12 protein-coding genes are annotated in these 14702 nt (G+C 60.5%); 10 read left to right on the top strand and 2 right to left on the bottom strand.

The features are described 5' to 3' along the window. Positions 1-2: 2 nt before the first annotated feature. Both AC1Z3V_RS12775 and AC1Z3V_RS12780 read left to right on the top strand, forming a co-directional pair. The gene (locus AC1Z3V_RS12775) at positions 3-296 is read left to right on the top strand and encodes a MurR/RpiR family transcriptional regulator (RefSeq protein ID WP_483499363.1); all 294 of its coding nucleotides are present in this window, start codon (positions 3-5) and stop codon (positions 294-296) included. Positions 297-309: 13 nt separating this feature from the next. Next, on the top strand, positions 310-1956 hold the full coding sequence (locus AC1Z3V_RS12780; RefSeq protein WP_483499365.1) for a Na/Pi cotransporter family protein: 1647 nt from the start codon (positions 310-312) through the stop codon (positions 1954-1956). 10 nt (positions 1957-1966) lie between these two features. Here the strand turns inward: AC1Z3V_RS12780 and AC1Z3V_RS12785 are convergent, their stop codons facing one another. Beyond that, a complete protein-coding gene (locus AC1Z3V_RS12785; protein WP_429811910.1) occupies positions 1967-2956 on the bottom strand; it encodes a LacI family DNA-binding transcriptional regulator in 990 nt (329 codons plus the stop codon). Between the two features lie 594 nt (positions 2957-3550). On the opposite strand from AC1Z3V_RS12785, the gene AC1Z3V_RS12790 reads away from it, so the two are divergent. The 7 genes from AC1Z3V_RS12790 (at position 3551) to AC1Z3V_RS12820 (ending at position 11768) form a co-directional block, all read left to right on the top strand. Beyond that, positions 3551-5401: an ABC transporter permease gene (locus tag AC1Z3V_RS12790; RefSeq protein ID WP_483499367.1), complete on the top strand. Its 1851-nt coding sequence runs from the start codon at positions 3551-3553 to the stop codon at positions 5399-5401. Next, positions 5401-6531: an ABC transporter ATP-binding protein gene (locus AC1Z3V_RS12795; protein ID WP_429811915.1), complete on the top strand. Its 1131-nt coding sequence runs from the start codon at positions 5401-5403 to the stop codon at positions 6529-6531. The genes AC1Z3V_RS12790 and AC1Z3V_RS12795 overlap by 1 nt, the downstream gene beginning before the upstream one ends. Before the next feature lie 53 nt (positions 6532-6584). Then, a complete protein-coding gene (locus AC1Z3V_RS12800) occupies positions 6585-7721 on the top strand; it encodes an ABC transporter substrate-binding protein (RefSeq protein ID WP_483499368.1) in 1137 nt (378 codons plus the stop codon). Positions 7722-7756: 35 nt separating this feature from the next. Beyond that, entirely contained in the window at positions 7757-8884 is a 1128-nt protein-coding gene (locus AC1Z3V_RS12805; protein ID WP_429811921.1) for an ABC transporter substrate-binding protein, read from the top strand. Positions 8885-8952: 68 nt separating this feature from the next. After that, the gene (locus tag AC1Z3V_RS12810; protein WP_483499371.1) at positions 8953-9846 is read left to right on the top strand and encodes an inositol monophosphatase family protein; all 894 of its coding nucleotides are present in this window, start codon (positions 8953-8955) and stop codon (positions 9844-9846) included. A gap of 16 nt (positions 9847-9862) precedes the next feature. Further along, positions 9863-10486 (top strand): dual specificity protein phosphatase family protein, encoded by a 624-nt coding sequence (locus AC1Z3V_RS12815; RefSeq protein WP_429811927.1) that lies wholly within the window; start codon positions 9863-9865, stop codon positions 10484-10486. Positions 10487-10829: 343 nt separating this feature from the next. Further along, positions 10830-11768 carry an NAD-dependent epimerase/dehydratase family protein gene (locus AC1Z3V_RS12820; protein ID WP_483499373.1) on the top strand — a complete coding sequence of 313 codons (939 nt, stop codon included), beginning with the start codon at positions 10830-10832 and terminating at the stop codon, positions 11766-11768. A gap of 195 nt (positions 11769-11963) precedes the next feature. Here the strand turns inward: AC1Z3V_RS12820 and AC1Z3V_RS12825 are convergent, their stop codons facing one another. Then, complete coding sequence (locus AC1Z3V_RS12825) at positions 11964-13001, bottom strand: LacI family DNA-binding transcriptional regulator (protein WP_429811934.1); 1038 nt, start codon at positions 12999-13001, stop codon at positions 11964-11966. Positions 13002-13275: 274 nt separating this feature from the next. Here AC1Z3V_RS12825 and AC1Z3V_RS12830 point away from each other — a divergent pair, with 274 nt between their 5' ends. Beyond that, a complete protein-coding gene (locus AC1Z3V_RS12830; RefSeq protein WP_429811937.1) occupies positions 13276-14610 on the top strand; it encodes an ABC transporter substrate-binding protein in 1335 nt (444 codons plus the stop codon). The last annotated feature ends 92 nt before the right edge of the window (positions 14611-14702 follow it).

Raw genomic sequence — 14702 nt, forward strand, 5'->3', positions numbered from 1 at the left:
ACATGACACACTATCTGTCCGTCACGGCAGCCTCGCCCGTCCCGCCTGCAACTTTCAACGAATTGCGGGAGTCCTGCCGTCTCGGCGTGCGGCGGCTGAAGGGGGGACGCCTGGAGGTGGCGAAGTTCGTGCTTGCCCACCCCTATGACGTTGCCTTTGCAAGTGCGCGGGAAGTGGCAGAACGCAGCGGCGTCTCCACGACGACAGTGATGCGCCTCGTCGGCGATCTTGGATTCGAGAGTTACGCAGCATTTCAGCGACTCTTCCGAGCGGAATTGATGCGCGGCAGGCAGTAGGGGGAGGGGCGGAATGGGGTCGGCGATCGTCAGCATCAATCTCTTCGGCGCCGTAGCTCTGCTACTGTTCGGTCTCGGCCTGGTACGTGACGGCATGGAGCGCGCCTTCGGCGCTCGCCTGAAGGCCGGCCTCGCAGCCGGAACGCGCGACCGTTTTCGCTCCTTCTTCGCGGGCCTGGTCGCGACCGTTGCGTTGCAGAGCTCGACTGCTACCGCCCTTATGGCCGCGTCCTTCGTCGAGCGCGACCTCATCCTGCCACGCATGGCGCAAGTGGTATTGCTCGGTGCCAATGTCGGAACGGCAATGACTGCCTGGATCGTCGCATTGGGACTCGCATGGCTCTCTCCGCTTCTGTTGCTTTCCGGCGTTGCCATCGGGCGCGGAGGCTCGAGCGCCCGTAAGGGAGCAGGCGCCGCCCTTGTCGGTGTCGGGTTGATGCTGCTGTCGCTACATCTGATCGGCGCTGCGACGGAGCCGCTTCGCGCGTCGGCTGCACTTTCGGCCTTTCTTGCGCTGCTCGACACTGCCTGGCCCGTTGCGTTGGTCATTTCCGCGGTCCTCGCCGTGCTTGCTTCGTCCAGCCTTGCGATCGTGGTGTTAATCCTCTCGCTTGCTGCATCGGGCCATCTTTCGACGGGGCTGCTCATAGTCCTGGTACTTGGCGCAAATCTCGGTGGCGCCGTGCCGCCGGTTCTTGCGACGCTCAAGGCGGCGCCAAGCGCCAGGCGTGTCGCGCTTGGCAACCTGATCGTGCGCGCGGCCGGCTGTGCCTTGACGCTGCCGCTCGCCGGTTATTCCGCGCAATTGCCCGAACTGTTACCCGTGTCACACGACAAGCTGCCGGTCGACGCGCATCTTGGTTTCAATCTCGCATTGGCGGTTCTGGCTGCTCCCTTCGCCGGTCCACTTTCCCGCCTGACCGCACGGCTTCTGCCGGATCCGACGAAAGCCGAGGATGGCCCATCGTTTCTGGAGCAGGGCGATCTGCAGACGCCGGTCGCGGCACTCGCCGGTGCAAGCCGGGAAGTTCTCAGCGTCGGCGATATGATCGAGCGCATGCTCGTGCAGGCAAACGACGTCTTGCAGCAGACCGATCTTTCCAGGCTTTCAACGATCAGCGCGCTCGAGGGGCGGGTCGATCGCGTGCAGCACGAAATCAAGGTCTACGTCTCGCGTGTCGGGCAGACCGACATCGATGAACAATACCGCCGTCGCGCCACGGATATCGTCGACTATGCCATCAACCTCGAACACATCGGTGACATTATCGAAAAGGGTCTGCTTGCTGAGCTCGCGAAAAAGATCACCCGAGGCCTGACCTTTTCCGGTGACGGCCACAAAGAACTGTCGCGACTGTTCGCGATCACAATCGACAACTTGCGTATGGCGCAGGCGGTGTTTGCCACGCGCGATGATGCCATGGCGCGGCGCCTCGTCGAGGCGAAAGAGGATGTCCGCAGATTGGAGCGGCAATCGGCTGAACGGCATCTGCAGCGGCTACGCGACGGGCGTGCCGAAAGCATCGAAACCAGCTCGCTTCATCTCGATATGTTGCGTGATTTGAAGCGCATCAATGCGCATATCGCCTCGGTCGCGCATCCTATCCTGGATCAAAGCGGACTATTGATCGAGAGCCGCATCAGGCCAGCGGCTTCTTGAAGTCGCAGGCTTAGCGCCTTGCCGTCTTGCGCTCGACCATCGTGACGGGAACCACCTGAAGCCGGGTTTCCATCTCGTCGGCTTCGAGTGCCTCCAGGACGTGATCGGTCAGGGCGGTGAAGGATTGGGCCACCGTGGTAAGCTCGTAGCTCTTCCAGCCTGCCTGGGGAATGTCGTCGAAGCCGACGACGGAGAGATCGGCTGGTATGCGGCGGTGCATCTCGGTGCGCGCGGCATCGAGAAAGCCGAGCGCCAAAAGGTCGGTGACGCAGAAAGCACCGTCGATCGCTTCATCGACGAGCACCTCGCAACCCGCCTGATAGCCGCTTTCGTAGCTCGTGGTGCCGCCCGACCAGGCGACAACTTCGACGCCCGCCGTTGCCATCTTCTGTTTGAACGCCGTGGTGCGGCGAAGCTGCGCAGGAGTATGGCTGCCGCTGGAAATCACAGCAACCTTCTTGCAACGAGCCTCGATCAGCCGCAGCGCGGCGAGATCGGCGCCGCGGGAATCGTCGCTCAGAACCATATTCGTATCGGTGCGGTCGATTTTCTGGTTGATGAGGATCAGGCGGACCCCGTTGGCAACGCACTGATCGACGATTGATTCCGGTGGTTCGCCGGAGAGAACGACGATGGCCTGCGCGCGGAACTCGAACAGCAGCTCGATCAGCGGCGCGATATCCTTGCGGGCATCGGCCGCATTGAGCAGCAGGCACTGCAACCCCCGACGCAGCAGGCCGATGCTCAGGAGGTCGAGCTGTTTGGCGTGGAAAGGCGAGCTGAGGTTGGCGCCTACGACACCGATCAGGTTGGAGCGATCGTTGTTCAGACCCTGCGCCAGTCGGTTGACCCGATAGCCGAGCTCGCGCGCGGCCTTCAGCACCTTGCGCCGCACTGCCTGGGAGACGCTGGCTCCAGGCGTAAATGTTCGCGAGACGGCCGAGCGCGAAACGCCCGCACGTTTTGCGACCTCTTCGGCCGTCACGAACCCTCTTGCCATGCCGCTCCCCTACAGAATCAGACAGTTTCCATCAGGGGCATAAAAGCTCCCCCATTCCAACGAAAAAGTGCGACCAAGCGCTCAAGGACCGATGGTCCGCGGTTTCCGCTCGACAAGCCTTGTCCACGGTACTCTTGCCCTCGAGCTCGTCGCCGATCGGGGGGCCGGAAAGCTTGTTAGAACGTCGATTGAGCGCGTGTTCGAAAAGTAATGGGTTTACATCAATAAAAAGTCAAAGAAAACAATCGGATACATCATTGCGCACGTGTGCATTTTTTTATTGACAAGACGGATGTAGCATTGGATCATGCATTCCACAGTCGGAAAGTTATTGGAATGTTTGTTCCGTCTGTGTTCGCGGTAATGACAGCGCCCCTGAGGAGTCGGTGTCGTCGTTTTTTGCAGGGTGTTCGTGCCTGTCCGCGAGTGGGGAGGATTGGAGCCAAGCACTGTGGTGTCTCGTGACCATGCGAGACTTTGCGTGCGGCTGCGCGGAATTAGGCGCGAACCCTGCTTTCCCATCAATACTACTGGAGCGCCGCCGGCGTCGATCGCCGCAACAGGCTGCGCATGTCGAGTTCCAAGGGGAAGAGCATGGCCTTATTGAGTGAGACAGTCCAGGCGTCGACAGTGCCAGATCACGCGACGGCACCGACGGCCTGGCAGCGCTGGCGGTATCGTGCGAAGGTCGCTTCTCGAGAGCCGACGACATTGATCGGTGTCCTGACGGCTCTCCTGTTCACCTATCTGATCGTCGTGCCGATCATCTCGATCGTGCTGGATTCTGTCCGGGTTCAGTTCGGTCACGAGCGGCGGCTCGGCAAGGATTTCGGTGATCTGACGCTCTACTATCTCGATCGGGCGTTCCTTTCGCCTGTGTCTGTTGATCTCTTCTGGCGTCCGCTTTTTAACACGCTTTCGGTTGCAATCGGGGCGATCAGCTTGTCGCTCCTGATCGGTACGGTGCTTGCGTGGTTGATCAGTCGAACCGATATGTTCGGCCGCCGGTGGTTCGCGACTGCGCTCATCGTTCCCTACATGTTGCCGGCCTGGACTTTCGCGCTCGCCTGGACGACGCTCTTCAAGAACAGGACCGTCGGCGGGCAGCCGGGCTGGTTCGAGGCTATGGGGCTGACGCCGCCCGACTGGGTCGCCTATGGCCGTTTCCCGATCGTCGTCATCCTGGCATTGCACTATACGCCTTTTGTCATCCTGTTGTTCGGCTCGGCCCTTCGTCGCTTCGATTCCCAACTCGAAGACTCCGCACGCATCCTCGGGGCAAAGCGTTATCAGGTGGCGCTGCAGATCATCCTACCGCTGATGCGCCCAGCGCTGCTGTCCTCGATGGTGCTGATCTTCGCCAAATGTCTCGGCGAATTTGGCGTGCCCTATGTGCTCGGTCTACCCGTCAAGTTCGAGGTGCTCTCTACCTCACTCTTCCGCAGCATCGCGTCGCGCCAGACGGGCGTTGCCGGCGTTGTTGCAGCCTCAATCATGCTGATCGGCATCATCACCCTGATGATCGATGCGCGTCTTGTCCGCGAAGCGCGCCGCTTCGTCACCGTTGGCTCGAAGGGCTCAATGAATCGCCAAAGCCGGCTTGGCAAGTATCGTCTGCTGGCCACGTGCTTCGCGGCACTGATCTTTCTGCTGAGCGTCGGGTTGCCGCTGCTCACCCTGTTCCTGTCCACCATCATGAAGCTGCCGGCACAGTTCACGCTCGACAACTTCACTCTGGACTATTGGGTCGGGCGTGATCTCCACACCGTGGCGCTGCAGACCGGCGTGTTGTTGAGCCCCGATCTCTGGGCCGCCGCGAAGAACACACTGATGATCGTCGGCCTTGCATCCCTGACGTCGGGTATCCTCGGGCTGCTTGTCGGCTATGTCGTCATACGTACCCCCGTTAAGGCGCTCTCTGTCTACCTGCGCCAGGTGACTTTCCTGCCCTATCTCGTGCCAGGCATCGCTTTTGCCGCGGCGTATCTGTCGCTCTTCGCGGTCGCGCGCGGTCCAGTGCCCGCCCTCTATGGCACGGTCACCATCCTTATCCTGGCGCTGATTGCCGACCAGATGCCCTATGCCTCGCGCGCCGGCATCTCCGCCATGACCCAGCTCGGAAAAGATCCGGAAGAGGCGGCTCAGGTTGCCGGCGCCGGCTGGTTCCGCCGCATGATGTTGATCGTGATCCCGATCCAGAAAGGCTCGCTCGTCACTGGCGTCCTGCTGCCGTTCATTTCGGGCATCAAGGGCCTCAGCCTGTTTGTCATCCTCGCCGTGCCGAGCACCGATGTGCTGACGACCTATTCGCTGCGGCTCGTCGACTACCACTACACTCAGGCGGCAAATGCGGTTGTGCTGATCATCGCCGCCATCGCCTATCTCGGAACGCTGGCAGCTCAGAAGCTGACCAGGACCAATCTCGCAGAAGGACTCGGAAGCTGATGCCAACCATCAATCTCAGCGGCGCCCAGAAGAACTATGGCGTCAATTCCGCCAATGCCGTTTCGAACCTCGACCTCGAGATCCGCGATGGTGAATTCATGTGCCTTCTAGGGCCGTCCGGCTGCGGCAAGACCACGACGCTGCGCATGATCGCCGGCCTGGAAAACCTCTCTGACGGCGAGATCCGTATCGGCGAGCGGTTGGTCGACTCGGTGCGGGCGGGCGTGTTCATTCCACCCGAAAAGCGGGAGATGGGGCTCGTTTTCCAAAGTTACGCGCTTTGGCCACATCTGACGATCGAGCGCAACACCGACTTCGGCCTTCGGTTGCGTAAGCTGCCGAAGGAAGAACGCGAGCAGCGGGTCGAGGAGGTCATGCAGGCGCTCGACATCGCCAAGTATCGCGACCGCTACCCTTCACAGCTTTCCGGCGGTCAGCAGCAGCGCGTGGCGCTCGCGCGCATGCTGGCGGTCAATCCGGGCGTACTCCTGCTCGACGAGCCGCTCTCGAACCTCGACGCACGGCTGCGCCTCGAAATGCGGGCTGAGCTCAAGCGCATCCACAAGGAATTCAAGACGACGATCGTATTCGTGACCCACGACCAGTGGGAAGCCATGACGCTAGCGACGACGATTGCGGTCATGAATGAGGGCACGCTGCAGCAAATGGGCACGCCCAACGATATCTACGACCGTCCCGCAAACCGCTTCGTTGCTGAATTCGTCGGCAGCCCTCCGATCAATATCCTGACCTTAGGGCCATCCATATCGGCGACGTCCCGTGCGGCAGAAGCCTATCTCGGCGAGCGCTATCCGTCACTGCGCGGCTTAGGCTCGGTCGGTATCCGGCCAGAATCGATCAGCTACACGACCAAGCGTGAAGACGTTCCGACGGGCAGTTTCACCGGCGAAATGGCAGTGACGGGCGTTCTTCCGACCGGCGGCAGCTGGATCCTGGAGCTCAGGAACGACAGCGACACGCTCTTCCTGACGACGAATGCCCTGCCACGTGTCGAGACCGGGTCGAAGGTTTCATATTTCGCGCCGCCCGAGGCCCTGCATGTCTTCGACAAGAATGGCCAGCGCATCGCCGAGGCCGACGCGTTGCTGCGCAAGAACACGCTGAACTAAGGCGCCGGGCACCAAACGGCACACCGAAACATAATCTGAGGGAGGAACAGACGATGCAAGTTCGGAAGACTGACAGGACGCGACGCGCAACCAGGCGCGCCTTGCTGGCAACGACGATCGTGGCGATCAGCGGGCCGGCGCTGGCCGAGGAACCATTCGACCTGAACGCTCTCATCGAGGCCGCGCGAAAAGAAGCGCCGATTACGGTCTACGACAGCACCGGCAAGATCGTGGAAATGGCCAAGGCCTTTGCCGAGAAGTATGGCGTCGCCGCCGAGGGTTCCAAGGTCAAGGCGACCGCCCAGCTCGAGATGATCATTCGCGAAGCCCGTGCCAACAATATTCAGGGCGACGTCTCGATCATCAGCGACGCACCGGCCGCGATGGCCCAGCTCATTCCTCAAGGCTTTGCCGAGAGCTGGCTGCCGCCGGACCTCGCATCCAAAATTCCGGAGGAATACCAGGACCCGCTGACGGTGGTCACAAGCGCCAATGTATGGGCCTACAACACAGAACTCTTCGACACGTGCCCGGTCAGCAACATCTGGCAACTGACCGAGCCGAAATGGAAAGGCAAGGTCGCAATGCAGGACCCGCTCGGCAAGGCGTCCTATGTCGACTGGTTCAACCAGATGGCCAAGCACGGTGACGACAGGGTGGCCGCCGCCTACAAGGAGCTCTATGGCAAGGAGCTCCAGACCGACGACGGCAGCGCAACCGCGGCCTGGGTGAAGGCGCTTGCCGCCAATGCTCCGTTGTTGACCGATGCCGATGCCGCCGCCGCCGATGCGGTCGGCGCGCCGGGGCAATCGCAGCCGTTCATGGGGCTGATGAGCTCGGCTAAGTTCCGAGATAATGCCGACAAGGGCATGAAACTCGGCCTTTGCAAGGACCTGAAGCCGTGGCTCGGCTGGATGTATCCGGGTGTCGGACTGATCACCAAGGGCACCAATAGTCCGAACGCCTCCAAACTCTTCATCCACTACGTGATGACGGCCGAAGGCATAGCACCACAGGCGGAGGATGGGAAAATATCGACGAACAAGGACGTCTCGCTGCGTGCGGACGAGCCTTCAGGCATCGGCACCGTTCTCGATCAGGTCATGCCCTATGACATGTCGACCAGTCTCGACGACTGGGATGCACGTGAAACCTGGCAGGATCTCTGGCGCATCAACTACCAGAAGTAGTCTTGTATTTGACCGGTCTTCTTGGGAGGGAAGCCATGAAAGAAGGTAACAGCAAGTTTCTGGCCCTAGGGTCGGTGTTTGCCGCACTGACAACGGTAATCGCGGCCGAGGCGAAGGCAGATGAGGCGTTTAACCTCGACGAACTGATCGAGGCCGCAAGAAAAGAAAAGCCAATCAACGTCTACGATAGCACCGGCAAGATCGTCGAGATGGCGGAGGCCTTCACCGCCAAGTATGGAGTGAAGGCAACGGGAGTCAAAGTCTCGGCCAACAGCCAACTGGAGATGATCATTCGCGAGGCGCAGGCCAGCAATGTCCAAGGCGATGTCGCTCTCATCACGGACGCGCCAGCCGCTCTAGCGCAGCTTTTGCCGCAGGACTTTGTCGAGAGCTATCTGCCCGGCGATATGAAGGCAAAGATACCGGCAGCCTTCCAGAATCCCCTTGCGATTTCGACGAATGCCAATGTCTGGGCATATAACACCGAGGCCCATGACAAGTGCCCGGTCAGCAACATCTGGGAGCTGACCGAAGCGAAATGGAAGGGCAAGATCGCGCTCGTCGATCCTCTGACCAAGAGTACCTATACCGACTGGTTCAACCAGTTGGAGAAACACGCCGATGCCGAGGTCGCGGAGGCTTATAAAGCCCACTTCGGCAAAGATCTGGAGACTGGCGAAAAGAGCGCCGCGGCGGCCTGGATCAAGGCTCTGGCCCAGAACGGACCGCTCGTCACCGATGGCGACGATCCGGTGGCCGAAGCGGTTGGCGCCGCCGGCCAGAAGGAGCCCTTCTTCGGACTTCTGAGCTCGGCGAAATTCCGCGACAACGCGGGCAAGGGCTACAAGCTCGGCCTATGCACGGAACTCCAGCCATGGGTGGGCTGGACCTACACCAAGCTCGGTCTCGTCGCGTCCAAGACGGCAAGCCCGAACGCTGCGAAGCTCTTCATCCACTACGTGCTGACGGAAGAGGGGATCGCGCCTCAGATGAAGGATGGCAAGCTGCCGACCAACATCGACATCAAGATGCCAGCGGACGAGCCGTCGGGGATCATGGAAGTGGCGGACCGCCTGTTCCCCTACGATGCAGCAACGGGTCTTGAAGATTTCGACCGGCGCGAGGAGTGGCAGGACTTCTGGCGCGTGAACTACAGCAAATAGAAACGTCGGCCGGCACGACCTCGCGAGGACAGGTCGCGCCGACCCGCTTGCATGAACGGAAAGAGAGTATGAACAACCCCCATCCGGCGGTAAGCCACAGCCCGCCTGTTGATGCGGGCAGGCTTGCCCGCTCACGTCGCCTGATGAAGATCGCCGAGGGTGCCGCGCGCGCCGTGGGACCATCGTTGCTTGAGGCCTTTCGTTCGGAAATGGCGATCGACTACAAGCGCGACCTGCACGATGTCGTAACGATCCACGACCGAAATGCCGAGGCGCTGATCCGCGAGTACGTCTTCGCGAACGAACCGAACTCAGCCATGCTCGGCGAAGAAGGCGGTCAGTTCGGCGAGGGCGAAATCCAATGGTATGTCGACCCGATCGACGGAACGGCGAACTTCGCTCGGGGGCTCGCCTTCTGGTGCCTGTCCATCGCCGCGGTCGCAGAGGGCGCCGTCGTGGCAGGGGCCGTCTACGACCCGGTCGCGGACCTGCTTTTCGCTGCCGATCTCGAGCGCTCCTATTTGAACGGAGAATGCATCACCTCCAAGGCAGTCGGCGACGAAAACCGTGCAACCTTGATCACAGGATATCCCGTGTCGCGGGACTTTCGCCTCGATGGGCGGGATGTCGCCCTTCGCCGCTTTGGCGATCTGGTCGAAACCTTCTCGACGTTGCGCAGGCCGGGCAGTGCCGCTCTGAGCATTGCGCATGTGGCGGCCGGGTTCGTCGATGCGGCAGCCGGGTTCGGCGTCAATGCCTGGGATGTGGCTGCCGCAACGTTAATCCTGAAGAATGCCGGCGGCCGTTACGAGCCGCTGACCCTCGGTAAAGTGCCGCTCGGTTCTGCCGATTTTCTATGCCCTGGCTATGTGGCCTACGGCGCCGGCGCCGACTATCCGACCTTGAACCGCATCGCTGCCGCGATTTCTGACGGCCGCACGGCAAAAGCTTTGGTGTCCTGATCGCGACGAGGTAAGCATGCGGAGCAACTCAGGCGATACGATCGCCACCGCCAAGGCCAGCAGCGAGCTGCCGAAGCTCAGCCTCATCTATGCCAAGCACCCGGCCTATGATGTCGATATCTTCATCGCGGGCAAGGAAGGGGCCAGCGATCTCGATCTCCTGCGCAGCAATGGCATCACCACCGTTGTCAATTGTGCCGTCAACCTCGATTTCAATTTCGTTAGGGCGTCGCAGTTCGTCTCGGATCATCGAAGCAGCGTTCATGGTCCAGGCGAGATCCGCTACTACAAGGTGGGTCTGATCGATGGGGATGGAAATCCGGAGACGCAGATGCTCGCGGCCCACTACATCTTGCGGGCTGCTCTTGAACAGGTCCTGCCCGAGAAACCTTCCTATCCGCGACGCGAGCGCGGCGCGGTCCTCGTCAATTGCCGCGGTGGACGCTCACGCTCCGTTGCCGTCGTGTCGTTGTTTCTCCATCTCACACTGCCGGAAGAGTTCCCAACCCTGGAGGCCGCGATTAGTTTTGTTCGTGATAAGCGCGGCCTTCCCGAGGACGAGTGGTACAAGGCGCCAAAGCCCGTGCTGACGGAGGCGGCGCGGCGCGCTGCCGGATGGGCGCGTTCAATCGGTTGCTAGATGTCCAACAAATGGGCCCGGTCGGTTGCACCCCCCGGGCGTCGTTCACATACTTGCCCATCAAGACCAGGGACGCGGCAACTGGCTGTTCATTCACCCACGCCGCCCGGACCTTCCAGGATGCAGCGGGCGCTTCCTGAATCCGATAGTTTCTATGGCATGCCGCCTGGGAGCGAAACCGCGCCAGCCAAAGGGGCGTTTTGCTGTTCGGCTAACCTCCTGACGACAAGGCCTTCTCTCTTTCGGCCTTGAGGATATTGACCCTTGTCGCTTTGGTGGAAAGCTTGTTGTAGACGTGGTCGAACCCGTTCTTCAGATCGATAACGTGCCAGGGCAAAATTTCATGAGTAGAAGCGGTTTGAAAAAAATCCTGGTGACTGGGGGGGCCGGATTTATCGGCCATCATCTCGCGCGACGATTGTTGGACACTGGCCGAGACGTTGTGGTGCTGGATGATCTGAGCTCAGGAAGGCGCGACAATGTTCCAGGGGCAGCCACCTTCATTAAAGGTTCGATTTTGGACCGAGAGGTGGTTGAAGAGGCGCTTTCCGGGGTCGATGCTTGCATCCACTTGGCTGCCGTCTCTTCGGTGGAGAAGTGCAATCGGCAACTGACGTCTTCTCATGCAGTCAACATAACCGGGTTCCTGAACCTCGTTGAGGCAATTGCCGATTCCGGTGCCAAGCGGACAGTTGTCTATGCCTCTTCGGCTGCCGTTTATGGAGCCAGCCAGAACCTGCCGCTTTCGGAAGAGGGTAGGTGCGCTCCTGTGTCACCCTATGGTGCGGACAAGCTATCCTGCGAATTGCACGCTCGAGCCGCCTACGAAGTCTACGGCATCTCGACGACAGGTCTTCGTTTTTTCAACGTCTTCGGACCGGGCCAGGATTCACATTCCCCCTATTCGGGGGTGATTGCCAACTTCGCGCAAAGATTGAGTAACAATGAGAATATCATGATCTATGGCGATGGCATGCAGACTCGGGATTTTGTCTACGTCGACGATGTGGTTGAAGCGCTTATCCGGTCGGTGGAAACTCGTCGCGACGGGGCACGTGTCTTGAATGTTTGTAGCGGTGTCGAGACGTCGATCAATGATCTCGCACGACTAATGATCGAAGAGACCAAATCCAATTGCGGCATCCACCACGTTGATGGCCTGCTCGGCGAAGTCAGACATTCCCAGGGATGCACGCGAGCCCTTCAAGCGGCGCTCGATTTTCGATGCCGCACGGATCTTCGCGCCGGCCTGGCACAATTGTTAGCGCCGATCCGACAATAGCACTTTGGAAGGAGCGTCTGGCTCGTACAGAGTGCAACGACCTCAACACCAAATGAAATGGCTGGCTTGCAGAGCGTTCCGGCCGAGCGGGGCCGAGTGGCACCGGTCGCCCAAAAACACTGCCATCAGAGTTCGCGGGCAGGAGCCGAAATCGCCATTTTGGCGCGGTCCGGTTTTGTGGCTGCCAACGTCTCTCTAAGAGGCATGCAACTGAAGGTTCTCCTTGAGTAGGATCTCGATGCGGATCCTCTCCTGCGAGGCCAGGGGTTCGCGATGGTCGGCGCGGGCGCGCATGATGCGCAGTGCGCTTCGAACTGCATGGCCTGGGTCCTGGGCGATCAGGGCATCGATGCGTTCCTCCATCAGCGCCCGCTCGCTGAAGGGCGTCCGCTCGTGGGCGATAACCGTGAGCTGACGCGAGCCCTGCGCATTCCAGACCGCCGTCAACGGCGCCCGCGCCTCGGAACTCAGCACGTAGACGGCGAGGGTGTCCGGGTTGTGTTGCAGCGTCCGGTGAATGATCAGTTCGGCGCGGTTCTCGTCAGCATAGGTCTCGAGCGACGGCAGACATTGGAGTTGTGGAAACTGCGCGTTGATGATGCTGTCGAAGCCGAGACGGCGCTCGATGCTGTCGAGTGCCATCATGGTTTCCGCCACGACCATGATTTTGCCGGCCCGGTTGCCGATGAAGCGGCCTGCGATTTTGCCGGCGGTGGCGCCCGCCGCAAAGTTGTCGATACCGACATAGTCTGCGCTTTCCAGGCGTTCCTGGCCCGACAGGAACTGCACGACCTTTACGTCGCGCTCCACCAGTCGCACCAGCGCATCGCGTACCTGTGGCGATTCCGGCGCCATCACCGCGACACCATCGACAGCCTCATGATCGATGAGGCTCAGATATTTGGCGACGTGGTGCGGATCTGTCATCGGGATCTGCACGGCTTCCACCTCGGTGGAATCAGCGCGCAGCGCGTCGCGTGCCTCGGTGACGCGCCCGATCAATTCGCTCAGATACTGGTCGCCCGAGACCGGAAGGACGAAGCGAAACCGGTAAGTCTTGTTGCGCGCAAGCGCGACCGCCGCCGGGTTCCGGACGAAACCGATACGCTCGATCGCGTCGTAGACCTTGCGGAAAGCCTTCTTGCTGACGTTCGGCCGGTCGTTCAGGACGCGGTCGACGGTGGCCAGGCTTACACCGGCGGCTTCTGCCAGGTCTTTCGCGGTAGGCCGCATTTTGTCGCTTCTCTTTGCTTTCGATCCTTCAGGGCGATTCCTCCAACAAAAGCAATCAAAAAGCAAGAATTGATGTGCGCACCTCAAAATTTGCTTGCGTTGAGGTGCGCACCTCAATATGATTATATCTGTGGCCACCCAGAGGAGTGCGTGAGGTCACGAAGTGATGCGAAGGAGCCGGCTCCACGTGGGAGCGTCGCCTTGCGTCCACAATTCGCCGCAGGCGTTTTCAGCTTCCGATGGAGGTCGGAAGGAGAGGGGAGGAGGCCCCGCTATGGAACTTCGTCATTTCAAATCATTGGCCGCATTTGGTGCCCTGCTCACGGCCAGCGTCGCAAATACCGGTCACGCAAGCGCAGCCGAGCTGACGCTTTGCTGGGCGGCCTGGGATCCGGCAAACGCTCTTGTCGAACTCAGCAAGGATTTCGAAGCCAAGAGCGGCATCAAGATGAAGTATGAGTTCGTGCCATGGCCGAACTTCGCCGACCGCATGCTGAACGAGCTGAACTCCGGCGGGAAACTGTGCGACCTCATGATCGGCGACAGCCAATGGATCGGCGGCGCCGCTGAAAACGGCCAGTACGTCAAGCTCAATGATTTCTTCGACAAGGAAGGAATCAAGATGAGCGATTTCATCCCGGCGACCGTCGTCGGTTATGCCGAGTGGCCGAAGAACTCGCCGAACTACTGGGCTCTGCCGGCATTCGGCGACGTCGTCGGCTGGAGCTACCGCAAGGACTGGTTCGCCCGCCCGGAACTGCAGGCCGAATTCAAGAGCAAGTACGGTCGTGACCTCGCCGTGCCGAAGACCTTTGCCGAATTGAAGGATATCGCCGAATTCTTCCAGAAGCGGGAGATCGATGGAAAGACCGTCTACGGTGCCGCGATCTACACCGAGCGCGGATCCGAAGGCATCACCATGGGTGCGATGGATGTGCTCTACAGCTTCGGCTTCGAATATCAAAACCCGGACAAGCCGTACGAGCTCGAAGGATACGTGAACTCCGCCAAGGCGGTGAAGGGGCTGGAATTCTACAAGGCGCTTTACGACTGCTGCACACCGCCCGGCCATTCCGACGCCTACATGTCCGAGGACATCGACGCTTACAAATCGGGTCAGGTCGCGCTGCACATGAACTTCGCCTTCACCTGGCCCGGTATCAATGCTGACGCCAATGTGGGCGGCGAAAAGTCGGGCTATTTCCCCAATCCGGCCGGACCTGACGGCGTCGCGTTCGCACAGCTTGGCGGCCAGGGGATCTCGGTCGTCGCGACGTCTGAGAAGCAGGACGATGCGCTCGCCTATATCAAGTGGTTCGCCCAGCCCGATATCCAGCAGAAATGGTGGCAGATGGGCGGTTATTCGGCGCTGCGCAAAGTGGTCGAAGATCCTGGCTTTGCGACCAGCCAGCCCTATGCCCAGACCTTCCTTGATTCCATGGCAATCGTGAAGGACTTCTGGGCCGAGCCCTCCTATGCTTCGCTGCTCCAGGCCGCACAGAAGCGCTTCCACGACTATGTGGTCGCCGGCCAGGGCTCTGGCCAGGATGCGCTCGATGGTCTCGTCAAGGACTGGACGCAGATCTTCGACGACGAAGGCAAATACTGATCGCCATCAAGGCCGTGGCGGGGCGCCTCCCGGCGCGCCAGGGCGCGACACGGAGCCGGGGTTTTCCCCGGCTCCGTCGCCGCCTAATCAAA

The sequence above is a fragment of the Ensifer sp. 38_S197 genome (assembly GCF_056924495.1).